Source organism: Mediterraneibacter sp. HA8405 (assembly GCF_056148955.1).
Map to the genome: position 1 here is coordinate 3,147,243 of NZ_CM148758.1, position 22,582 is coordinate 3,169,824.

A 22,582-nucleotide genomic window follows, 5' to 3' on the forward strand; every position below is an offset into this window, starting at 1 on the left:
ACATCCGCTTTATTGCCTGAACTCAAAAAACCTTCACGGAATTATTTTACGCCAAAAAAATCTGAAATTCAAGTATTTCAATAAACTTTTTCTTTCCATCCCGAATTTCAGGTTACATCTGACTGTACATCGGGTGTATTTTTGCATATTTATTCACTGTATAATTTTATATTTTTTCATCAGATCAACTCTGTGACTGCCGATCTCTATACTTTCTCTGGCGTCATTATTCCCCTGCTTGCCGCTCTCCCGCAGATATTTCCAGATCCGGGATACCCACGCCGCGGGAAGAAGAAACGGATATTTCTTCAGCCGGGGATATGTACGTTCCATATATTTTCTGTCCGGGAAAATGGAGCTTAATACATGCGCGCCCGCTTTCTTTCCCTTCCTGTCTTCACTGACTGCCTGCAGGGTAATATTGCTGCTGTGCTTTCTGCTCATACTGGAATCTCCGAATACGCCTCCGTCAATCAGATCTTCCAGCATATCCGCGCTGTCCTCTTCCAATGCGGCCCAGCTTTCCGGATAACATGCTTTTGTCTCGTCAAACAGCAGTTCTTTCTTCCCGATATCGAAAAGAGCCGCGGCAAATACATCTGCATGGATCTCTCTGCACTTTTCCAGGATATACTGCCAGTCGGTCTCAGAGCCGTGAGCCTCCGCATATCTCACAATGTCGCATACCTGCCGGATACCGAAGCCGCTGTGCAGAAAATGTTTAAACGCATGAAGGATCAGGTAGAGGAGATGATCCGTATGGCACATTGTATAAACCGGCACGCCTTTGATTTCAGTCTGTATTTTCCTGTCAAATACCTCCGCGAACATTGCGTTCAGGCCGCCGTAAGCCTCTGACTCAGAAGAAAACAGTTCCTTGTGCAGTTCGATGTGCAGCATGCCTCCCACTTTGTAATAGGGCACTTCTCCTTCCGCCTCCGGGTCCAGATCCGGCACCAGCATATCCATGCCGTTCTGCCGGAACACCTGATCACACAGCTTAAACTGCTCTTCCGGTATCAATACGTCTTCATCTCCGGAGCAGCGGTAATCCGGTTCCGGATAAAGTTCCCGGCAGACCAGCCCTTTGACTACCAGCGGAGTAAGACCTTTTTCTGTCAGCCTGCTGTACAGTTCCAGGAATTCTTCTGTCTTTCTGCTCTGCGTCATCACCTGGCGGATCACCTGCCCCTTGAGCATCGGCACCATTTCCGGCGGACACGACGCGAACGACGGACAGGTATATACAGTTTCATATATCATCGGGAGAATCTGATGATGCTGGCTGAGCCGGAACAGATCTGACCAGTCTTCCTCAGACATACTGTCCTCCCACAATACTTTTTCACCATTCAGGAAGCAGCGAAACGCTTCCAGCATTTTATTACTAATCGCACTCATCTTTATATGTACCTTCTTTGTTCTGTTTTTTACTGATTCTGGTAATATGCATGCATGAGTCCGGGCATCGCTGCCCTCAATGGTATTTTATACTAGTATTGTTATATTTTTCCAGTATTTTCTTCCAGAAATTTCCAGAGTAACTGTCTGAATATTTTTTTGAACAGTCACTGATTTTCATTTCATCTTCGAAGTAGAACTATTTTATCACCAAAAAAAGGAGGAAACCTCATACCTGAGCATGAGATAATCCTCCCTTTTTTCGTCGTTTTTTAATCCTGAAGAATCCCTGTTTCCCGCGCTTTCTGCACTGCCTGTATCCGGGTAGTAACTCCCAGTTTTTTATAAATATTATAAATGTGACTCTTCACAGTAGAAAGCCGGATGTTCATTGTTTTTCCGATTGCCGCGTTGCTGTATCCTTTTTCAAGATATCGCAGCACCATCAGCTCTGTCACTGTCAGTTTTTCCACCCGGTATATATTCTGCTGATCCTCTGTAAGATCCAGATAATGTTTCTTCTGCCGCCCTGCCTTTCTGATAATATAGTCAATCCAGTCTTCCAGGGGCATTTTCAGGACGCTTCCGTATTTATATTTTTTCTTTTTCTGATGATACAGAACATCCGAACTCTCTATCCATTTTCTGTGCTCCTCCAAAAGCTCCGCGCCTCTCTTGCCGTATCCCGTATAGAGTCTTACATAGCGGCACGGATTGGCTGCCGCCAGGGATTCGGCTGTTGTTTTCAGAGCCTGTCCGTTTTCTCCCCGCTCCCGCTCCGCAATTGCTCTCTGAAAAAGGGTCTCTGCCAGCCACCGCCTGTTCTTGTTTTTTTCAAAATAAGGGATCAGCGTCTGGAGAATACTTTCGGCCTGACTGTAATTTCCCAGATACATATTGATCTTCACTTCGGCAGTCAGATAAAACCTTGTCTTTCCCGCGTCATTTCCAATGTCTCCTCCGGTCTCCCGGATCCACCTCATCAGATCTTCCTTTTCTCCCCACCTTGCTTCCGCCAGATAGTAAAGCGCCCTGGCGTTCCACCGGCAGATCTGTGATTCTTCATTTGCCAGAGAGGTCGCCATTTCACGGATATATTTCCGCACATGGTCCTGGGGCGCCTCCCCGTCCGCGAACAGGTAGGCGAGATACATAACGCCCAGCCGGATCTGCCACAGTGTATCCTCTGCCGTTTCCGGCATATCTTCCAGCCATTTCCCGCTGCGGACACGGGCCGCGTCTGTCTGATAATCATATTCCATCCTTGCCAGCCGGTATGGAATATGATTTTCCTGATCCAGACGTTCCTCCCACAGCCTCTGATATTTTTCCCTTTCCTTTTTTTCACAGGCAAACAATTCTGAGAGATCTCTTATTCCACTCAGATAAGATACTGATTCTCCCAGCATATAATACAGCCGCACAGTATGCTCCGGATCGGTCTTTTCCCGCAGCAGTTCCATCCACTCCTTTGCGGTAATCTCCGGATCAGTATATGCTATATTCAGGCAGATCTCCGTCATTCTGCGCCCGGCGGCTTCATCCTGCGGCGGATGTTCCATGATATCCGGCAGGCGCTGTCTCAACCGTTTCATCTGTACAGTATCCTGCCGCAGAACTGCATCCATCCACCTGATATAAAACAGTTCCGGTATCTCTCTGTCTTCTTCCGGCCTGCCCGGATCGTCATAATTCAGAAATGATATTTTGTCATAATTTCTTATCAGGCAGTCCCGATATTCCTCTTTATCCTGGCGGTACCAGCAGCACGCCAGCGCGTCCTGAATACGCCCGTGTTCCTCGTACCACGCCACTGCTTTCCCACACAGTTCCTGAGATGTATATCTGTCAACCGCTATGCGAAGCGCAGGCTGTACATGCCAGGACTCCCTGCCGGGGACATAAACCATCGCCCCGCGCGCGAACAGCCGTTCTTCCAGCTCTCTCTCCGGATCTTCCCAGAGTACTTCAGACAGTTCTCTGTTCAGATATGAGAATGCCGCCCGCTCCTTCAGTACACGCAGTTCCTCAGCCGGCATGCTCTTCAGAATCTTTTCCCGTATATACCTTCGGATCTCATATCTGCTGCAAAGCTCCCACGCTGTCCAATGGGTTCCCAGCTGCTTCTCCAGACGCACCAGCATGGCGATACAGCCGGCCCATCCCCCTGTCAGATACTGTACTTCCCGGTAATGCAGGCTGCTCCGGCATTCTTTCAGATACCGGTAGGTCTCTGCTTCCGTGAACCAGAAACTCTCAGGCAGGACCGCCGCCATGATGCCGTTCCAGACAAATTCCAGGAAACTCTCAGGCATCATTCCATCTGCAGCGAGAAAAATCCGATCCTCTCCGGGCATCCTTTGTATGAATCTCCAGAAGCCCTGGCCCGAATCGGGATACCGGTTCTCCTGCGGCTTCCGGATCAGATACCAGTTTTTACTGTCCTGTTTTCTTTTTTCCAGAGCGCTCAGATTTTCTATCTCTTCTACAGAACAATACACCGGATTTATTTCCGGATGCTTTTCAAGCAGAATCCGTACCGCTGTTTTTTTCCCCGTTCCGGGCAGGCCGATCAGGCAGACTGCAAGATGCTCTTTCAGCAGCTCTTCTATTCGCGCAGTCTTGTCGATGGTCACATTTCTAAGATTCATATCCTGTTATACTCCGTTCAGAATTCCTCCGATCAGGTGGACACGGCTCTCTGCCAGTTCTTCCAGACCGTCCATAATATGAGATGTGCCTGCATAATCCTTTTTGATAACGAATAATGCACTGTCTGCATACTGCGCGAGTACGCCGGCATCTGTCAGCATGCCGGCCGGAGCGCTGTCCAGTATCACAATGTCCACTTTTTTCTCAAGTACCTCAATGATCTTCCGCATTCTCTCTCTGCCGAGAAGTCTGGAGCCGTCTTCCACCGCCCTGCCGCCGGGGAGAAAATAAAATCTGAATTCATCATCCATCCCCAGGGCCCTTCCCGTTATCAGTACATCATGAAGCTTTGCCTCACCCGACAGAACTTCATACAATCCCGGTCCTTCCTCCATGCCGAATATCCGGCGGTTTGAAGGGTTGCGCAGATCACAGTCAATTAACGCGGCGCGCTTTCCGTTCCGGGCAAACGAGAGCGCCAGATTCACTGCCAGCGTACTTTTCCCTTCTCCTGCAAGAGCGCTTGTTACCAGTATGGTCTTTGAATGATGTCTCCATACGCTGTATTCAACTTTACTTCGAATCATCTGCAGCGCTTCCTCAAATCCGGGATCTGTTTTTTCATTCAGAATGTTAATAATATGCCCGTTGTCCCGGCTTCTCCTTTTCATGGCAATCTGGGGAATCTCCCCGAGGCATTTCATATTTGCCCGCTTCTGGAAATCTTCTTTTCTTTTTATAGTATTTCTGCTCAGCATCACTGCGCCCGTCCAGATCAGGCCAAGCGCGCAGCCCGCCGCGGCGCCTTTTACCGCATCCCGGGAACTGTTTCTCGGATTGTCCGGATATGCCGGGATTCCGGTCTCATCCAGCAGTTCCATATTCGTCCTCCCCAGAATCACTTCTGACACTTCAGGGTAACATTCAATTACCGCCTGGAGCGTCCTGTAGGCCAGCTCGGCGTCCGTATCTGTCACGGACAAAGTGAACAGATTAGTGTTTTCTTCAGAAGACGCCGCAATTTGTCCGCTTACTGCAGGTCTCCCCATCGTCTCGGCAGCGCGCCGCGAAAGCACGCCGCTGGTCAGAATATATGGGAACGTATTTACCATCTGCTCAGTCGTTGAATTGTCGTAAAAGCTGTAGGACCCTTCTGTCTGTGACATGCCGTCCTGACTTGCGGTAATCGTAAAAGTGGCAGAAGCCGTATAAACCGGCGTATATGCCATCCAGCTTCTGGCATAGGAGAATATGCCTCCGGCAGCTGCCAGAATCAGAACCCATATCCACATACGGCGCAGCGTCCTCAGATAATCTGTCAGTATACCGACAATATCAATTAATCCCTCTTCCCGGTTCTTTTCCTCGTTTTGTGTATTCATATCCGTTTCATAGCCCTCTTAATCTTTTTCATGGTCTTCCCTGTGTTTATGCGGATAGTATTTCCCGTATCTGCCATATTTTCCGTACCGTCCGTACTTCCCGTATCTGCCGTATCCATAACCGTATCCGTAACCGTAGCCATAACCATACGACAGCAGGCCGAGCCTTCCCGGCACGTCATTGAATACACAGCCCAGCAGCTTATGGCTGTGTCCTTCCAGCACATCGACAGAGTCATTGATATATTTGGAAAGGACTCTGTTCTGTCTCGTAACAAGCAGACAGAAATCTGCTCTGCGCACCCACGCCTCTGTATCCGCCCTTCCCTTTACCGGAGGCGCATCTACAATGATCAGGTCCATCTCTTCTTTCATTTTCTCAATAAAACCGGTAATACGTGACGAGGAAAGAATCTCAGCGGAACGCAGGGTATATTCTCCGTTCAGCATAATATGAAATCCCAGCTTCTCACTGTAATAAACCGTATCCTCCGGATCACCTTTTGCGGCGGCGCATGCGCCCCAGCTCTTTACTTCTTTCATATTGATGCCCAGATATGCCGCAAGAGAACTTTCTCTTAAATTTCCTTCAATGAGAAGTACTTTCCGGGGGTATTCCGCGAACATAAGCGCAAGGTTTACCGCAAGGGTTGTTTTCCCCTCCCCCGGCGCCGCGCTGCTGATTACCAGTACCTTTGCCCCTGTTTTTCGCTGCTGATAAATCAGCTTTGTACGGATCTTTTTCATCGTCTCTCCAAAGCCGAAGCTGACTGAAGGTTCTGTTACCCACAGTTTTTTTCTGTCCCGCCTGATAACTGCTTTTATGCTTTTATACTTTCGTTCATGGGGCACTGTCGCAAAAAGTGTGGTATCCAGCTTCGTCTCAACTTCTTTTTCATTTTTTACTGTATCTTTGAAATAAGAAAGCAGACCGAAAAGAACAAGCATAACTGCCGTTCCTGCCAGGAATCCTTTCTTCATCACATCGTTTCCCTGAAAAGAGGCAGTCGGATATGACGGATAATTCGGTTCTTCAAAAACCTCCAGAACAACCTGTCCCAGAACGTTCGCCGTAACTTCCGGATACTGCTCCAGCATTCCGTTCAGGAGCCGGAAAGCATCTGTCGGGGAACCTGCTGTTACAGACACCGTCAGAAGATTGGTCTCCGGCACAATCGATACGGATACCACGCCTGCGAACGCATCCATACCAAGCTGATCTGCCACTCTTTTCTTCAGCACCTGACTGTCCAGCACCGTCTTAAACGACTCGGCAAGCCGCTGGGTCTGGCTCAGATTGGCATAGGCGCCTGTGCTGCTCTCCCGGGCTGAAACTACAAATGTTGTCTGGGACATATATTCCGGATTATAGGTAATCCAGGCAGCTGTATACGCGAGAAATGACACAGACAGTCCCACAAGTACCGCCACCCAGATATTTTTCAGAATATCGTGGAATATTGCAGAAAAATCAGCTGTCACAGTTCTGCCGGCATTCTCTTCTGTCCTGTTATTCTCTTTCACGCTTTCTCCCCGCTGTTCCATCATTCATTACTTTCCTTCCTCAGTTATCTTACAATCACAATCAGTCTGCTCTTCCCCATAAGACCGTCTTCCGTTACTGTATAATCCACATAGTATGTCCCCGCCTGGGACGTATCCACATTTGATTCGATATCAGGTTCCCCTCCTGCTTCAGACTCCTGAAAATAGTCGGAAGCACGGAAAGAGTCATTCACATTCAGGTAGACAAGATAAGAAGTCAGCGTTACTTCCAGCTGCTCGTCTCTCGGATCATACACTTCCAGTTCTGTCGGAAGATAAGATGTATTTCCCGCGCTGTCTGTCACCCGGAATTCAATCTGATACGTTCCCGGAGCAGATGCCGATACCGTTCTGTCCAGAGTATATTTAATATTATTGGAAAGATTTCCGTCCAGACTGCTCTCTGCGGATATTCCGGAACAAATATTAAAAGATGTGCCCATAGGGAAACGGAGCGGCGCACTCAGAGAAAATGTCGGCATCCGATAATCCGTATACTCCAGCTGTCTGCTGTAATATCCCACATTTCCGCTGCTGTCCGCCGCAGCATAATTCACAGTGCGTCTTCCTTCTTCATCAAATCCTGAGATTGACTGCACTACCAGAGACTCCGTCACATCTCCGCCCCTGTCGTCTTCCGCACGCATCCCTTCCAGCAGCTTTTCTTCGGGATCGGCCACACTCGCCTGAATCAGTCCTTCTCCGGTAATTACCGGAGGCGTATGATCGGTCACAGCGCCGTCATATACCCTGCATCCCGCATAAACCGCGGCTGAAAAGAAAAACAGGATAATGCTGAAAATCTTAATCTTTTTCATATGTCTGCCCTTACTTCCATTCTTTATAAAATCATTGCTGTATCTGAAACAGAACTCTATACCTGAACGATTCTGCCATACTGCTCAAAAATGAGTAATGTCCGTAAGTAATTATACCCAGTCGCCTTTTTCACCGCCTCATACCAAAGTCTTAGATTTTTTTCATTTTTTGCTTATAAATAAAAATATCTCCCTTTCAAATTTATTAGGTTAGAATCGATGATGGGGTAAACGAAAAAGCAGTTTTGGCATTCCAGTGAACTGCCCCTTCGTTTACACCATTTTCGATTTGACCTAATTGAACAAAGTAAGCGTCCGGGTAGCCAGTACCTATGGATTTTCAATTCTTTGTCCTTAACCTTGATTATACAAGATTTCTTTCCTGTAAACCACAATAATCGGATATTGCAGAAAAAACGGCACAACAATAAAACCTCAGATACTGAGATTTAAAAAAATATGAAAAAATAGAATCTTTAACACCTTTGTGGAACTTTAATCTGAGGTTTCCCCAGACGTCCGCCACAGGCTTTACATACGCAGATGTTGATGCCATAAAGCAGTTCTAATACCTCGGGCATTTCTTTATTTTTCAGCCTGGAAAAATATTTTTTGCAGCCGAGGAGATTCCGGCACAAAGTAAGCTTTTTATTTTTGCTGCGGGAGCAGAGCAGCCCATAATGCCGGATCCGGACAAATCCCTTAGGAGGAACGTGCATCAAAAAGCGTCGGATAAACTCAAATCCTGAAAGAGTCAGCTCTTTCCACCGTCCTTTGTTCCTGTAATCTTTCACGGAAAACGTTACGGTTTCTTCGTCCATGCGGATGATCCGATGGTTGCTGATTGCAATGCGGTGGGTATATTTCCCGAGATATTTGATCACGGATTGGGCACCATGAAATGTTTTTTTGCAATAAGTAACCCATTCTGTACCATAACAGGCATCCAGCAGTTCCTTGAAGGCATAGTGATTACGGAACTTCTCGGAAGTACCATGAAAAATCAGCTTATCCTCTTCCCACAGGGTTTTGAGCCCCTCCAGATATTTCCCACGGAACACTTTGGAAATGATCTGAACGGGAAGGAAGAAGTCTTCTCCTTTATCTTTCCACTGATTATCAGAGGTCAGGCCTCCGCCAAGCAGAATGGTATGGATATGGGGATGGAAGTTCATCTCAGATCCCCATGTGTGGAGGATGAAGATATAGCCAACTTTTGCGCCAAGATGTCTGGGGTCTTCCGTCAATTCCCTGATTGTTGCGGATGCCGTATGATAGAAAGCATCATAAAGGAGCTTCTGATTACTGTAAATGATCGGATTCAAAAGATCCGGAACAGTAAAAACCAGATGGAAATAGGGAGCATCCAGGATATCTTCCCTGCGGGCATCCATCCATTTTTCCTTCGGAACTGCCTGACACATGGGACAGCAGCGGTTACGGCAGGAATTATAATGGATCTGGACAGCGCCGCAGTCTTCACAGATGCTGACATTTGCGCCATATGCCCCTGTTTTGCAGTTTATAATGTTCCGGGCGGCTTTTGCCTGTTCAGGGGAAGGGGTGTATTTCTCAAGATATGCCGGATAAAAGCGATGAAAAATATCCTGTACGGTTGGTTTATTCATAGCCGGCACCTTCTTTCCGGTCAAATGGGCTCTGGATCCCCATCAGAGATTTGTTGCTGACATGTAGATATATTTCCGTGGATTTCGGATCGCGATGTCCAAGAAGGGTCTGGATATGTTGCCGGTCTACTCCCTGTTCCATCAAATGTGTTGCAAAGCTGTGGCGCAGGCTGTGTGGAGTTGCCTTTACAGAAAGTTCAGCATCTGATACAGCCCGGCGCATCACCTGTTCCAGTGTACTGACCGTCAGATAATTACCGGTAAATTTGTTGGGAAACAGGATTCCCCGAGGCCTGCCCTTTGCAAACCAGTATTGAGCAAGGATATCCAGGCACCGTTTGGAAAGGATCGTATAACGGTCCATCCGGTTCTTTGCATCCCGCACATGGATCTGCATATTTGTTCGCGAGATATCATCATAATGCAGATGGATCACTTCGGAAACCCGGAGTCCAGAGGAATACATGATTGCGAACATGGCTTTGTATTTGATGTCATCGACAGCGTCCAGCAGATGGTCGATTTCATCGGCAGTCAGTACAATCGGAAGCTTGTGTTCCTGGATCATACGTGGAACCATAATGTCATCCCAAAGGATGTTCAGGACATTCCGGTAAAAAAGCGGATGGCGGAATTGTAAAGATTCAGAGTGGTAGCTTTCAGCCCTCCGTCCTTTTTAGCAAGCAGAAAATCCCTGACATCCTGACAGGTGAGTTTTTCAGGAGCCTTATCTACATAATTCAGGAAATAAGATACATAGTTTTTATAGCAGTTGATAGAACGCTCTTTGAGGTTACGGATTTTTCCGGCTTCCTCAAGTTTTTCTAAATATTTTTCGTACATAATAAATCCTCCATATAAAATCAGTAGTGATCAAAAACACTGCATTACATGGAGGTGCATTTATATCATAAAACCGCTTGCCAACCAAGCGGAGGGATGGTATTCTTTTCATAGGCAGTGGAGAGGTCGATCCTGTTTGATTGTTTCGTTGTGGTGACTTAACAATACTACTTTTAGGACTTGCTTTCCACTGTTTTTATCATAAGAAACAAAAAATCGCTACACCACATCCTCCGCAGGCCATCGCGCAGCGATTTTGTTCAATGGCAATTTACTCTTAGCAGCCATCTCGTCCAGAAAACACATAAAAGCCCGGAAACACGCCGTTTCCGACGCATTTCCGGGCTTTTATTCCAAGAAATTATCTGATTAAAATTCCGATTTATCTGACTGGCCCCTCCATCTGCCTTCCTTCAAAAAAAACAACCGGGGCTTCCCATTTCCTGAAGCTTTCCCGGCTGTTCCCGTCTCTATTCTGCCAGTTTTACCATGCATTCCTTCCGATAGAACGCCACCCCGTATTTAAGGATATCCCGATACCCTTCCTGCCGCAGCGCTTCCTCATACTTCTGCTCCTCGATCTGATTCAGCGCTTCATCACACTTTTCTTCCATCCCTTGATACGTCTTTGATACCTTAATCTCTATGATCACGGCTTTCCCTCTCACACTCGGGTATCTCACCAGGATATCCGGCCTGCCGTTCCCGGATTCCCGGTTGGACTGGACGATATAGTTCCCGATATTCTTTAACATCCCTGCAAGGAATCCGTGATAATAACTCTCCTGATAATCATAAAAGCTGATGGTTTCCATCAAATTCTCAGATAATATTTCTGCCAGTTCATCTGCTTTTCCATTGAGCAGACTTTCATAGAGCGGCTTCAGTTCCTTCTTCTCGGTTCTCTCCTCAAACCAGCGCAGGACCGCGTTTTTATATACATACCGCACTTCACTGTTGGGGATCGCCATTTCCATATAGATGGTCTCTCCCTCCTGACGCTCGCTGATCTTTTTCAGATAGCCGGTGAAGAACAGGAAATTCCAGAGATTATCCTGGGTGGAATTCATATCGTCGTAGGTGATATCCTCGTGAATCGGTTTCTCGATCGTGCCGCCTTCAATCAGCCGCTCGATCTCCTGCTTTAAGGAAATATCTGCCTGTTCGATCAGATTTTTTACAATACTGTTGGAGCTGGTATTGGACCAATAAGGCTTCGCAAATGCTTTTTTATCATGATAGCAGGAATCTACATAGTTAATCACACTCCATGGATTATATACCTCGCTCTCTCCGAACCGATAGCCGTCATACCATTGTTTTACTATTTTCAGGTTATCTTCAAGCCCATAATCTCTCAGTATCTGTTCCACTTCCTCCGGTGTAAAACCGAAATGTTCTGCATAAGTTCTTGATGTTATGGACATGATTTTCAAGTTATTCAGCCCGGTAAAGATCGATTCCTTGCTGATCCGCAGGCAGCCGGTTATCACAGCAAATTCCAGATTATCATTGGTCTTCAAAGCTGATTCAAACAGAGCCCGGATGACGGAAACCATTTTGTCATAAAATCCGCTGAAATATGCATTCTCCAGAGGCACGTTGTACTCGTCGATCAGGATAATTGCTTTTCTTCCATAACATTGGAACAGGCATTCCGATAAAAATTTCAGAGAGTCCAGGTACTCTTTCGTTTCCGCTTTTCTTCCGATAAAGCGGAGATATTTTTCCCTGTCTTCCTCGTACAGAAGTCTGGGCAGCAGTTCATCATGACGCTTGAACTCCCTCGCCAGCTCCTCCTGCAGACAGTAGAAAGCGTCATCATATGTGAGCTGTTTCATAGATTTCAATGAAATGCTGATCACAGGATACTTTCCCATATGAGCAAGATATTCTTCTCCTGCATCCATGATCTTCATCCCCTGAAACAGTTCCGCATTGTCTGCCTTGCCCATTTCAAAGAAATACCTGAGCATACTCATGTTCAGAGTCTTCCCGAAACGGCGGGGACGGGTAAACAGATTTACCTTTCCTTTCATATCGATCAGTTCTCTGATAAAAAGGGTTTTATCAACAAAATAATATCCTGTCTGTATCAAATCCTCAAAATTCTCTACGCCAACCGGCAGCGGTATCCAGCCCATATAAAACGCCTCCCTTCCAGATGTAGTTTCATTTTACTACGTCCGGAAGGGAGGCGCAAGGTCAGTATTCAGTTACTTTCCGACTGCCCTTCAGATGATCCTACCACCCAAACAGGGAGCCGAAGAATCCTGTCACTGCATCGACTACGGTATCTACAACATCCTTAATTGCATTTCCGATTTTATCGAAGAATCCTTCTTCATCCTCAGAGTCTCCGCCATCCGGCTCTTCCACAGCCGTTTCCTCCGCCTGGAGTTCCACGGTCTCGGACTCACCGTAGGCCACTTCCACATCGGAAGCTTCTCCGGTCAGCTCATAGCCTTCCGGCAGAACACCCTCGGCTGCCTCCTGAATGTCGGCTGCTGCAAAGGTATGTGTTTCGCCTGCCGCTCCGTTTGCCGTCAGGGCGGTGGAGGCAAGCTCGCTGCCGTCAGCGTTAATCAAGTTGATGTTGACAGTAGCATCGGCATATGCCGGTTCCTCTGCCTCCGCCTCAAAGCCAAGGCTCAGGAGAGCCGGCATGAAGTCAGACTCTGTCAGGCTGCACATCTGTATGCCGTTTGACTCATCTGCTGCCGCACCGGCCGCTTTCACCTTTGTCACAGACAGGATCGCATCTCCTGTGCTCTTGTTGGTGATGGTGATGGTTCCTCTTCCGGCTTCATAGAACATATCCGTGCTGGAGCTAAGAGTCTGATCCTCTCCGTTGTTCATGCTGTATGTAACCGCGCCGTTCAGCGCTTTCAGACCGATCTGGACATCCCGATCTACCTTGAAGGTAACCGCCTGATTTCCTTTCAGGTACAGCTCGTTCTTCGGGCCCTTGTCCAGAAGATCCTGCACGTTCGCTGTCGTTGTATTCAGATTTGCGTCTGTGATCACTGCCGCACCCTCACCGGCTCCTGCTGTGGAATATACCTGTGAAAGTGTCTTTGCGATCTGCTCTGCATACTGCGCGCTGGTCTCAGACTGCACGTTCAGCCCTTTCAGCACCTGGTCGCGGAGTTCGATGAAGGACGGGTTTGCCTCTCCATCTGATACATAAGCTTCATTGCCGCCGTCCAACGTACCGTATACACGGAATCCGTCAAGGTTGACCGTGTCGCCTGTGGCAGTTGCGTTAGGCTTCATGTGTGAAATCTTCACCGTGTAGGTGCCTGTGGTTCCCAGATCCAGGCTTGCCACCGGGACATTGTATCCGGTTACTTCCTGTCCGCTGGTGGCATCTGTTGTACCGTTCTTCAGAGCGGTGTCAACCTGCATAAACTTCACAAGACTTCCCGCCGCATTAGTCACGCTGATACTCAGCTTTCCAGTCTCCGGTGTACAGTTCGCATAGATGTCCACGCCTGTACCGCGGAAGGTAAAGGTAGCGTTGCCTTTATATTCGGTGCTGGTCGCCTGGGTGCTGTTGCTCGGTCCCGCTGCTTCTCCTTTGTACTTGTCGTCCGCACCGTAGACATTGGTCTTGTGGCCGGCAGCCTCCGCAGCCTGTTCACCGCTGCCCTTGCTGATATTGCCGGACCAGTCGCCATCCGTATACTCTGCGAACCCTTCTTCATAGTATGTAGTGGTAGCCGGTATGATGGCGATACTGTGGGTCATCATCTCGTCTCCGCCATACGTAACCGTTACACCAAGTGTCTCACTTCCGCTCAGCACTGTGGATGGAGTGTAGGTAATGCTCTTCGTTCCATTCACTGTCGCAGCGCCGTAACGGGTAGCTCCGATCATTACAGACTGGATATTCTCTGTATTCTCCACGATCTCATCCATAGGGATGGTCACCGGCAGCCCAAAGTCCACCACATAGGAAGCGGACAGCTTGGACTCATCCAGTTTATAGTGGAGAGTCAGTGTCTTTCCGTCCTCGGATATATCTGCTCCCGTATACTCATACAATCCGCTGGTGTACTTGCCGAACAACGACGGGATCTTGGTTAGATCCTTCTGGAAGGTTTCTTCTTCATTTTTTGCGTTTACAATATATGCATCATCACGCAGTTCAAATTTTCCAGGTCCTTCGGGACGAGCATCCTCCGGCATCAGTCTGTTCAGGAAGGTTCCCGGATCCTCCGTAGACACGTTTGTCACGTTGATTGGATAATCATAGATCAGACTGTCCGCGCTGTCGTCCCAGTACTGTACGGTCAGGGAATCTTCCGACTGTACCGGTTTTAAGTAGATCAGGATCAGAACCGCATCGTTAAAACCCCAGGTTCCATTATATCTGCCTTGATAATTTGCATTTCCTGCAGAAATTTCATCCTGCAGATCCTGGCCGTTGATCACCGGCTCTGTGCCATAAGACTCATCCCAGCAGATAGTCTCGTCATACCAGTAGTTCTGGTAATCCACCCGTTTCTTCTCCCAATCAATGGAGTCATTGGGTCCCCAGTTGCTCTGACTGTTATGATTTGCTCTTTCACCCATCGTATAGGTAATCTTCTCCACCTCGTAGACCTCGTTTACCCCCACACGGATGAAACCAAGGTTTGCCAGGTTCTCCCAGTAGATCAGGGTGGAGTCTGCATAAATCCCATCTTCGGTAGTTGGGTTCATATTTCCGTTGGGATATACAACCGCAAAGGACAGGGCTTTCTGGTATACATCACCACTCTGGTTCTGCGAATTGCTGGTAGTAAATGCCCAGTCTTTTACATAAGTGTCTACCTCATCGGTTACCGTTGTCTTCTGCAGGTAGTAAGCATTCACCTCATCACTATTCCGAATCGCCGTCCAGTCACTGCCGTCAGCAGAGTACTCCCACTGGTCATTCCAGTAACGAAGATAGGTATAATCTGTTCCGGCCATACTTCTGTCATTCGTTGTGTCTCCTGTCTGATGCAGTCCCTGGGGAAGAACCGTGCCCTTCCAGAAGACAGTCTGTGTCTCATTGCTGGCCCACTCCCACCAGCCGACCTCCGGTACCAAGTCCGCGATGTCCACGCCCTGCTCGGAATAAGCATCTTTCGCGCTCAAAGCGATATCGCTGTTATGGCTGCTGTCATCCACATCCCACACCGGTGACGTGGAGATAAAAAGGTTGATGTTCAGATCTTCCACATTGGAGAGATCCTTCGGGGTAACGTTGATGGTGTAATGTACATTACCGACTGTTACATAAGTGGAGCCTGCCTGCTTTCCTGTAAAGGTCACCTTCGTTCCTGCTGCCGGTTCGGAGGAGGACAGGGTGTAGAGATTCCACTGGCTGCCGGCATCGGAAGCAGAACCGTCATAGCCGCCTGCTACCGTAGCTGTATTCCCGCCAAACTGATTCAGATAATATGTTACGCTCCACGGATAATGCCATGTAGTTTCTGTCTCTGAAAATCTCCACATTCCACCACTGTTTGAAATGGTCACGGTATTCTGACTCCCGGACAGGGATGCACTCTCATCTCCGATATTCAGATACTGCCCGTCTGCATTCTGCACATAATAGCTGTTTCCGCTTACGTGAGTAATGGTCCAGAGATCAGACTCGCCTGCTTCCGACACTGTGCCGAAAAGCTGAAGTTTATTTCCTGTCGCCGTTGAATCTGTAAGCAACGTCTTTCCACGGTTCGTCTCGATCAGATATTTCCCGTCCGGAAGATTGCTCTGTGTCCACTGAGTCGCCGTCATTTCTCCGGGAACATCCACATACTCTGCGGAAACATCTGCGATCGATGTATTCAGCTCGTCTTTGTTTACATCATTAGAGAAATCATTGTCGCTGATGATGTCTTCTACAGTTTCACCCTCTGCCACAGTGATGGTTTTCTCAACCGTTTCCGCATCCGGTGTAACCGTACCCGGTTCATCTGTATCCACCTCGGAAGAACCGAAGACTTCCGGATTATTTGCAGCAAAACTCTGGAGCAGCTCTTCCACATTGCCACTATAGGTATTATAATCAACCCCCGGATCATCACACCAGAAGCAGATCATAGAACCTGTGGCCGCCGGATCGTTGTCGCCAGGCACATCATTGTACTTCGTATTGGCAACACCGCTCTGCGCGTGTGACAGCGGAAAGCTTCCGGATGTGGCGCCCAGCACATAGTACCACGCACTGTTGGTATTGATGATCGAATGCCCCATGTTTGCCAGTGTTGATGCAGGCTGAACGCCCAGGTAATTGCCACCCCAGCCAGTGGTCCAGTAAGCGATCATGATGCTGGAATCAAAGGTACCCTGACCCGTTACACCATTGTAATAGAAGCCGTCGTTAAACGCCATAGGCGTCATGCCGCCGTCCTTCACAATCCGGGCGAGGCTGTTGACATAGGTAATGTAAGCACCGTACTGCCCGTTATCCTGCAGCGCGCCGAATCCCATGCCGTCTCTGCCTGCATAAATATCATTGGCAAACTCATCGCAGCCCATGTTGAAGATAGAACAGCCCTTGTCGTTGAAATACTCAACATATTTCTTTACCAGCTGCTGGGTAAATCCAACCGCCGCCTCATTCATGATGTTCAGTGTACGCGCGGAGTTCTGATAATTATCGCCATATGCCGCGTCCTCAATGCCTACGTACTCCATGGCATCAACGATGGCATCCATATGTCCCGGCGTGTTCAGCAGCGGGATGATCTCGATGCCCTTTTCGTTGGCATACTGGATAATGGTATTCATCTCAGTCTGAGACAGCTCTCCGGCATGGCTGTAAGCACTGTTTCCCTGCTTGATGCCCTCTGTTACCTGCTCACTACTATAGGTCGTCTCGCCTACAGTAACTGACATGTCATTCAGCAGGAATCTCAGACCGTCATTTCCCACAGCCAGTTCCAGCGCATTGTAGTTGGACTCAGCCATAGTATCTATGATGCCCTTGATCTGATCCACACTGAAATACTTCCTGCCCACGTCCAGATGGACGATCCGGCGGTAGTCATTGCCTGCCCCGGCCGCCTGCTGCTCCGGACCTTCTGCGCTGACAGTCATTGTCATGCCCAGGATCATGCAGACAGAAAGCACCAGGGACAGGACTTTCTTAAGTCGTTTCATCTCCTTCAATCCTCCTCTTTATGATTTTCTTTGTTCTAATTGAAGTTTTGCATACTTTTTCATTTCATTAACCATTTCACACAGATACACCGGCACCTTCTCTGTTGAACCTGTCTCCGCTTCCGCCATGGCGGCGCAGGAATGGCACAGCAGCTGGTTCGGGCATTTACTGCAGATCCCGGAGACCCGAAGTTTTTCACTGACTTTCGTCAGTTCCTTCCACTGCTCCGCAAATGTTCCCCGGGTAACATCCACCTTTGGCTCCGGCATCATGCCACAGGGGGTCATCCAGCCGTCCCAGGTGATCCAGAAGGACGCCTTGCCTGCCCGGCACCGCACCTTCCCGTCTGTCGGGTCGATACAGTTCTCATCCAGCCCCGGCGGCGGTACGCTGCCGCTCTCAATAGCCTCCAGTCTCTTCCAGTAGAGTTCTTCCCCGGACAGGAGCCGGTAACTTTCCAGATTGTACCTGGCTGCCTCCTTGGGGGTAAATCTGCGGTTCACCCCAGCCATGGACGGATCCCTGCGCACCGGCGGGAACATATAGGTATTGACCTCATAGATCAGCCCGCGTTCCTGTGCATATCGGACACATTCTTTCAGATCACAGATATTGTCCGGCGTCAGAGCGCCGTTCAGTTTCACGGCAATCCCCGCTTCCCGCAGCATGGTAATGGCGTGGTCCACTCTGGAAAATACGCCTTTCACTCCGCAGAGCGATTCATAGGTGCTGTCCTTTGCCCCGTAAAGCGTAAGATTGATCTTCATAGGCGGGCGCTCTCGCAGCCGTTCCACAACAGCCTTATCGATCATGGAGCCATTCGTATTGATGGAAATCACAAATCCCATCCGGTTCAGCGCTTCGTACAGATTCCAGAAATCCGGATAGAGGAATGGTTCCCCGCCGGTCAGCAACAGGTAAAGCATCCCTTCTCTTCCGGCGGCTTCCGCGATTTCCAGCCATTTCCCGGCTGACACCATCCGCCTCTTCTGATTTCTCACCTCTTCAGACGTTTTGCGGACATAACACATCCGACAGGAAAAATTGCACAGAGGAGACAGTTCAAATGTCCCGCTTAAGGGCACCTTCTTTTTTGCCGCTTTTGAAAATAGCAGGTCGGTAATCTTTGGTTCCACATATCGTTCAAAATCCCGCATCTTCCTCTCCCTCTTCCAGCATTTTCCTTACATAATCCACAGCGTGCTCATCCGCCGTGCACCACAGCCGGTATACCGGAACTTCTTTCACAAATTCACTGAGCAGGGCGCTTAAGTCCGACACGTACACCGCATCCCAGCTATTTACGATCATCTCTCTGTACAGTGCACCAAAAGCCTCGGATGATTTCAGCCTTTCTGCACGGTTTTCCCGGCTCTGTTCCAGGACAAACACTGCCCGGATCCTGCAGCTCTGATCTATATGATACCCGGAGGACCCGGCATAGGGAGATCCCCATGCGTTCCAACCGTCCTGTTCTTTTCTGAGTACCGGTCGGTCACCGTTGATCTGCACAGCATTAGCATACCTGCACCAGAGATCCGCCTGCGTGGACTTGCCCATACCCGACGGGCCTGAAAAAAGAAGTCCGCCGTAAAGCGTGTCTATGCAGGATGCGTGAAGGAGCATACGTCCCTCTCTCAGCAGGATTTTTTCCCAGCCGAGATGAAAAAATGCAAGCCTTGTATCGCTGAAGCGTTGTCTCACATCCGGCAGATAAAAGACATAAAGCCGCCTGTTTTCCCAATCATAAGATGTGACGGAATATGGCCTGTCTCCGTTAAAATGATCGATAAACTGTCTGTATTCCCCGCTCTCATCCTGTATGATCTGATATTCTATATTCTGTTCGACAATCTGTCCCTTCAATTCGGGAAGCTGTTCCACACATTGAAACATACACTGATAAGTGACTTCACCCCGGTTATGTACAAACGGCAGAAAGGAATCCGTGATCCGGACTTCTCCGTCAAACAGCATCTCAAATGTAATATCTGAAAAAGTAATTTCTAATTTCCTGTTTCTCATTTTCAGGAGCGGAACAGTCCGAATGCCCCGTCGGCATCTGTATAGCAGTAGCTCTCCGGAATAAACTCACAGGGACCACCTAAAAACATTTTTGTTCCGTCCGGCACTCCAAGGTTCCATTCCGGATCTGGATTCGCAATGCAACTGTCCTCATTACCGGCCTGCAGTTCCCAGCCGCAGTCAGCCACATGCTGAGACAGCGTAAACTGCTCGATGGTGATGCGGGGCTTTTCATAAACCTTCATCCTTTTTCTACCTCCTCCTTTTCCCAGACTTTTATGTCTGTACTATTCTTCTCCGCTGTCCCGGCTTACCCGGACAACTGTCGCCTGTCCCAGATAGCAGTCCACTGCGTCGACAGATGCGCTCTGTCCCGCCGGAATACTTGCGATAGGATATGTATATGTGAGACCACCAAAGTATGCGTCGTCGATCACACAATGGCAGTGGAGAAGCAGATTGCTTAAATCTTCTTCCGAATTGTTGGTCAGAGTCACGGTCGTCTCCTGAACCTCGGCAGAGAGCCTGTCCGCCATCACCGGGGAGACGTCCTCAAACTCCGCCGTGTCGGTGATCTCCTCGCAGACATCGTCCAGCTCATAGACCTGATTCTCTTTCTCAAATATCATGGCTTTTTGCCCTGCCGGGAGATCCGTGATCTCAAAGGCAAGTTTCGCGCCGTCCGCCAGCTTCACGGTGAACTGCGCGGAAGCCAGATGCTGCTTCGACTGGTTGACCACGGTAAGGGCTGCGATGTTCTCTCCTTCCGCGTTTCCATTGTCCGGATTGAAGCCAGTAAACTGGAAGATGGAATCTATAGATAACCGCCCGTCTTCTAATTCATATGGGAAAATCAATCCTTGATCTTTCTGTCCATCTGCATAGCTGTTTTCTTCTGACGACGAGGATTTATTTTTCGTATTACAGGCAGCTGCTATAGCTATCACGGCAATAAGAATCGCTGCCGCAATAACAGATATGATCCAGATCTTAGAAAGGGCTTTCTTCCTCTTACGCCCCGGTATATGCTTTCTTCTTCTCTTATTACTCATTACTGTTTCTTTCCTTTTGTCAGACTATTTGTCAGATAAATTTCAATTTATCTGACTGAACTTTGCAATTTACTGCATACTTTTGGAATCTTAATTATTATACCACTACACCGTTTCAATACCTCATACAAAAGTATTATATTTTATTAGTTTTTTCGCATTTTCTTCACACGATATTCATGATTTTTACATCGTTTTAACACATCTCACCTTTTTTAACCGGTTTCCCGTGCCGATTCTATATATTTGAAGTATTTTTGATAATATAGGGTCTTATGCCCGCCGAACACTATTTTTCTAAAAGCTAAAGGAGGTTACTCATGAAAACAACATTGATTAACGAAATCTGTGATCTGATGCGCGAACACCTTACTGACGAACAGAATCAACTGCTCCGGTCAAATCTCCAGAAAGTATTCCGTCAGTTCAATATTCCCGATGACTCCGGGGCTCTTTCCCCGCAGGCGCAGCAGACAAACATGAAACTGCTGAATCTTTTCATCGCCGCCAAAAAGATTGAAGGCTGCTCTGAAAGCACACTAAGTTATTACTCCTCGACGCTGTTGAAGATGATCAACTCGATCCAAAAAAATGTATGTGAAATCGAAACCGATGATATTCGCTTCTACTTATATAGATATCAGGATAAAAGGAATTCCAGCAAAGTAACCTTAGACAATATCCGCCGGATCATGTCTTCCTTTTTTATCTGGCTCGAGGATGAAGATTATATTTCCAAAAGTCCCATCCGCCGGATCCATAAAGTCAAGGCAACGCAGTTTGTCAAGGAGACTCTGACTGATGAAAATCTGGAAAGTCTTAGAAATCAGTGCCGCCATCCCAGAGATCTGGCAATTATCGATCTGCTCATATCTACCGGAATACGTGTGGGCGAACTTGTAAATTTGAATCGGTCCGATATCAATTTTAACAGCAGAGAATGTGTAGTTCTCGGGAAAGGAGACAAAGAACGCCGGGTATATTTTGATGCCAAAACAAAGATTCATCTGCAGCAGTACCTGGCTGAGCGGAACGATACCAACTGCGCGCTTTTTGTGGGGCTTCATTCCCCGTGGAATCGCCTTTCTATCGCCGGGGTTGAACGTTTTCTTACCAAACTTGGCGACGCATCACATGTCCATCACGTCCATCCCCATAAGTTCCGCAGAACGATGGCTACTATGGCCATTGAAAAAGGAATGCCTATCGAACAGCTCCAGAAACTGCTCGGACACACGCAGATTGATACAATACTTCACTATGCGATAGTAAATGAAAAGAATGTCAAACTATCTCATCAAAAATATGTTTGCTGAAGCCTTGACCGAATAGCACAATTCAAATATAATACTATTAGAATATTGCTATCAAATACATACCATATACTAGGAGGTGTAATTATGAATATCCGTCCGTCCGCAGCGATCCGACAGAACTACAATGAGATTGCCGAAATGTGCAGAAAAACCGCAGAGCCTGTTTTTCTTACCAAAAACGGCGAAGGTGATCTGGTCGTAATGGATATCGAAACTTTTAACCGCAGAGAAAAGATGCTGAAGCTCCGAGAAGAACTTCTGGCAGTTGAGGAAGACAGGATTGCAGGAAGATGCGGCTGCACTCTGGAAGAGCTGGACACTTATCTCGATGATATGATTGCAGAGGTATAGCATATGAACCAAAACAGAAAATATAAAGTCATTGTTTCTGACAGAGCAAAGCGGATGTTAGGCGAGCACATCCGCTTTATGGCACAGGTTAATAAAGAAGCAGCGGCGGCAAAAAAGAAAGAGATCATGACGGCATTGCGCTCCCTTTCCAGACTTCCTCAGCGATTCCCTTTTTTTGAAGAATTGTATATTCCGCCCAATAAATATCACAGGATGTTCATTGAAAAATGGTATCTTGTCCTTTATCAGATCCAGGATGACACAGTATATATAGATTATATTCTGGACTGCCGTAAAGATTACAGCTGGCTTATCCGGTAAGTTGCAAAAAGGGACAGGGCAAAGTGCGGTTTGGGACGTAGTCAAGTCGGATTTGACTACGTCCCAAACCGCACTTTGCCCTGTCCCTTTTAATCAGATAAATTCCG

15 protein-coding genes and 1 pseudogene are annotated in these 22,582 nt (G+C 47.9%); 3 read left to right on the forward strand and 13 right to left on the reverse strand.

What is annotated here, in order from left to right; all coding sequences use genetic code 11:
* Nucleotides 1-153: 153 nt before the first annotated feature.
* The 13 genes and pseudogenes from AC0QUU_RS14805 to AC0QUU_RS14865 form a co-directional block, all read right to left on the reverse strand.
* Nucleotides 154-1,401 (reverse strand): nucleotidyltransferase domain-containing protein, encoded by a 1,248-nt coding sequence (locus AC0QUU_RS14805; protein WP_474543689.1) that lies wholly within the window; start codon nt 1,399-1,401, stop codon nt 154-156.
* A 272-nt stretch (nt 1,402-1,673) separates the two neighbouring features.
* Nucleotides 1,674-4,052, reverse strand: a complete 2,379-nt coding sequence (locus AC0QUU_RS14810; protein ID WP_474543691.1) for a LuxR C-terminal-related transcriptional regulator — start codon at nt 4,050-4,052, stop codon at nt 1,674-1,676.
* Nucleotides 4,053-4,058: 6 nt separating this feature from the next.
* Nucleotides 4,059-5,435 (reverse strand): polysaccharide biosynthesis tyrosine autokinase, encoded by a 1,377-nt coding sequence (locus AC0QUU_RS14815; protein WP_474543693.1) that lies wholly within the window; start codon nt 5,433-5,435, stop codon nt 4,059-4,061.
* Between the two features lie 18 nt (nt 5,436-5,453).
* Nucleotides 5,454-6,983, reverse strand: coding sequence for a tyrosine-protein kinase domain-containing protein (locus AC0QUU_RS14820; protein ID WP_474543695.1), 1,530 nt, complete (start codon nt 6,981-6,983; stop codon nt 5,454-5,456).
* 20 nt (nt 6,984-7,003) lie between these two features.
* On the reverse strand, nt 7,004-7,798 hold the full coding sequence (locus tag AC0QUU_RS14825; protein WP_474543697.1) for an immunoglobulin-like domain-containing protein: 795 nt from the start codon (nt 7,796-7,798) through the stop codon (nt 7,004-7,006).
* Between the two features lie 476 nt (nt 7,799-8,274).
* Nucleotides 8,275-9,426 (reverse strand): IS91 family transposase, encoded by a 1,152-nt coding sequence (locus tag AC0QUU_RS14830; protein ID WP_474543699.1) that lies wholly within the window; start codon nt 9,424-9,426, stop codon nt 8,275-8,277.
* Nucleotides 9,419-10,269, reverse strand: a pseudogene (locus tag AC0QUU_RS14835) (tyrosine-type recombinase/integrase). Before AC0QUU_RS14835 ends, AC0QUU_RS14830 begins: the two are co-directional and overlap by 8 nt.
* Nucleotides 10,270-10,739: 470 nt before the next feature.
* A complete protein-coding gene (locus AC0QUU_RS14840; protein WP_474543701.1) occupies nt 10,740-12,413 on the reverse strand; it encodes an AAA family ATPase in 1,674 nt (557 codons plus the stop codon).
* 100 nt (nt 12,414-12,513) lie between these two features.
* Entirely contained in the window at nt 12,514-17,409 is a 4,896-nt protein-coding gene (locus AC0QUU_RS14845; RefSeq protein ID WP_474543703.1) for a family 20 glycosylhydrolase, read from the reverse strand.
* 18 nt (nt 17,410-17,427) lie between these two features.
* Nucleotides 17,428-18,567, reverse strand: coding sequence for a radical SAM protein (locus AC0QUU_RS14850; RefSeq protein ID WP_474543705.1), 1,140 nt, complete (start codon nt 18,565-18,567; stop codon nt 17,428-17,430).
* Nucleotides 18,554-19,435, reverse strand: a complete 882-nt coding sequence (locus AC0QUU_RS14855) for a hypothetical protein (protein ID WP_474543707.1) — start codon at nt 19,433-19,435, stop codon at nt 18,554-18,556. Before AC0QUU_RS14855 ends, AC0QUU_RS14850 begins: the two co-directional genes overlap by 14 nt.
* Nucleotides 19,436-19,437: 2 nt before the next feature.
* Nucleotides 19,438-19,680, reverse strand: coding sequence for a hypothetical protein (locus AC0QUU_RS14860; protein WP_301946881.1), 243 nt, complete (start codon nt 19,678-19,680; stop codon nt 19,438-19,440).
* A gap of 42 nt (nt 19,681-19,722) precedes the next feature.
* Nucleotides 19,723-20,487, reverse strand: coding sequence for a hypothetical protein (locus tag AC0QUU_RS14865; protein ID WP_474543709.1), 765 nt, complete (start codon nt 20,485-20,487; stop codon nt 19,723-19,725).
* Between the two features lie 320 nt (nt 20,488-20,807).
* Between AC0QUU_RS14865 and xerA the strand changes: the two genes are divergently transcribed.
* The 3 genes from xerA (at nt 20,808) to AC0QUU_RS14880 (ending at nt 22,475) form a co-directional block, all read left to right on the forward strand.
* A complete protein-coding gene (gene xerA, locus AC0QUU_RS14870) occupies nt 20,808-21,803 on the forward strand; it encodes a site-specific tyrosine recombinase/integron integrase (RefSeq protein WP_474543711.1) in 996 nt (331 codons plus the stop codon).
* 84 nt (nt 21,804-21,887) lie between these two features.
* Entirely contained in the window at nt 21,888-22,154 is a 267-nt protein-coding gene (locus AC0QUU_RS14875; protein WP_474543713.1) for a type II toxin-antitoxin system prevent-host-death family antitoxin, read from the forward strand.
* Between the two features lie 3 nt (nt 22,155-22,157).
* Nucleotides 22,158-22,475, forward strand: coding sequence for a type II toxin-antitoxin system RelE/ParE family toxin (locus AC0QUU_RS14880; RefSeq protein ID WP_301946885.1), 318 nt, complete (start codon nt 22,158-22,160; stop codon nt 22,473-22,475).
* Nucleotides 22,476-22,582: the final 107 nt, after the last annotated feature.

Excerpts from the sequence above, each read along its gene's own strand:
- AC0QUU_RS14825 (WP_474543697.1), bottom strand. The coding sequence starts at position 7,798 with ATGAAAAAGATTAAGATTTTCAGCATTATCCTGTTTTTCTTTTCAGCC.
- AC0QUU_RS14815 (WP_474543693.1), bottom strand. The coding sequence starts at position 5,435 with ATGAATACACAAAACGAGGAAAAGAACCGGGAAGAGGGATTAATTGAT.
- AC0QUU_RS14830 (WP_474543699.1), bottom strand. The coding sequence starts at position 9,426 with ATGAATAAACCAACCGTACAGGATATTTTTCATCGCTTTTATCCGGCA.
- AC0QUU_RS14810 (WP_474543691.1), bottom strand. The coding sequence starts at position 4,052 with ATGAATCTTAGAAATGTGACCATCGACAAGACTGCGCGAATAGAAGAG.
- AC0QUU_RS14855 (WP_474543707.1), bottom strand. The coding sequence starts at position 19,435 with ATGAGAAACAGGAAATTAGAAATTACTTTTTCAGATATTACATTTGAG.
- AC0QUU_RS14805 (WP_474543689.1), bottom strand. The coding sequence starts at position 1,401 with ATGAGTGCGATTAGTAATAAAATGCTGGAAGCGTTTCGCTGCTTCCTG.
- AC0QUU_RS14850 (WP_474543705.1), bottom strand. The coding sequence starts at position 18,567 with ATGCGGGATTTTGAACGATATGTGGAACCAAAGATTACCGACCTGCTA.
- AC0QUU_RS14845 (WP_474543703.1), bottom strand. The coding sequence starts at position 17,409 with ATGAAACGACTTAAGAAAGTCCTGTCCCTGGTGCTTTCTGTCTGCATG.
- xerA (WP_474543711.1), top strand. The coding sequence starts at position 20,808 with ATGAAAACAACATTGATTAACGAAATCTGTGATCTGATGCGCGAACAC.
- AC0QUU_RS14880 (WP_301946885.1), top strand. The coding sequence starts at position 22,158 with ATGAACCAAAACAGAAAATATAAAGTCATTGTTTCTGACAGAGCAAAG.
- AC0QUU_RS14875 (WP_474543713.1), top strand. The coding sequence starts at position 21,888 with ATGAATATCCGTCCGTCCGCAGCGATCCGACAGAACTACAATGAGATT.
- AC0QUU_RS14840 (WP_474543701.1), bottom strand. The coding sequence starts at position 12,413 with ATGGGCTGGATACCGCTGCCGGTTGGCGTAGAGAATTTTGAGGATTTG.
- AC0QUU_RS14865 (WP_474543709.1), bottom strand. The coding sequence starts at position 20,487 with ATGAGTAATAAGAGAAGAAGAAAGCATATACCGGGGCGTAAGAGGAAG.
- AC0QUU_RS14820 (WP_474543695.1), bottom strand. The coding sequence starts at position 6,983 with ATGATGGAACAGCGGGGAGAAAGCGTGAAAGAGAATAACAGGACAGAA.
- AC0QUU_RS14860 (WP_301946881.1), bottom strand. The coding sequence starts at position 19,680 with ATGAAGGTTTATGAAAAGCCCCGCATCACCATCGAGCAGTTTACGCTG.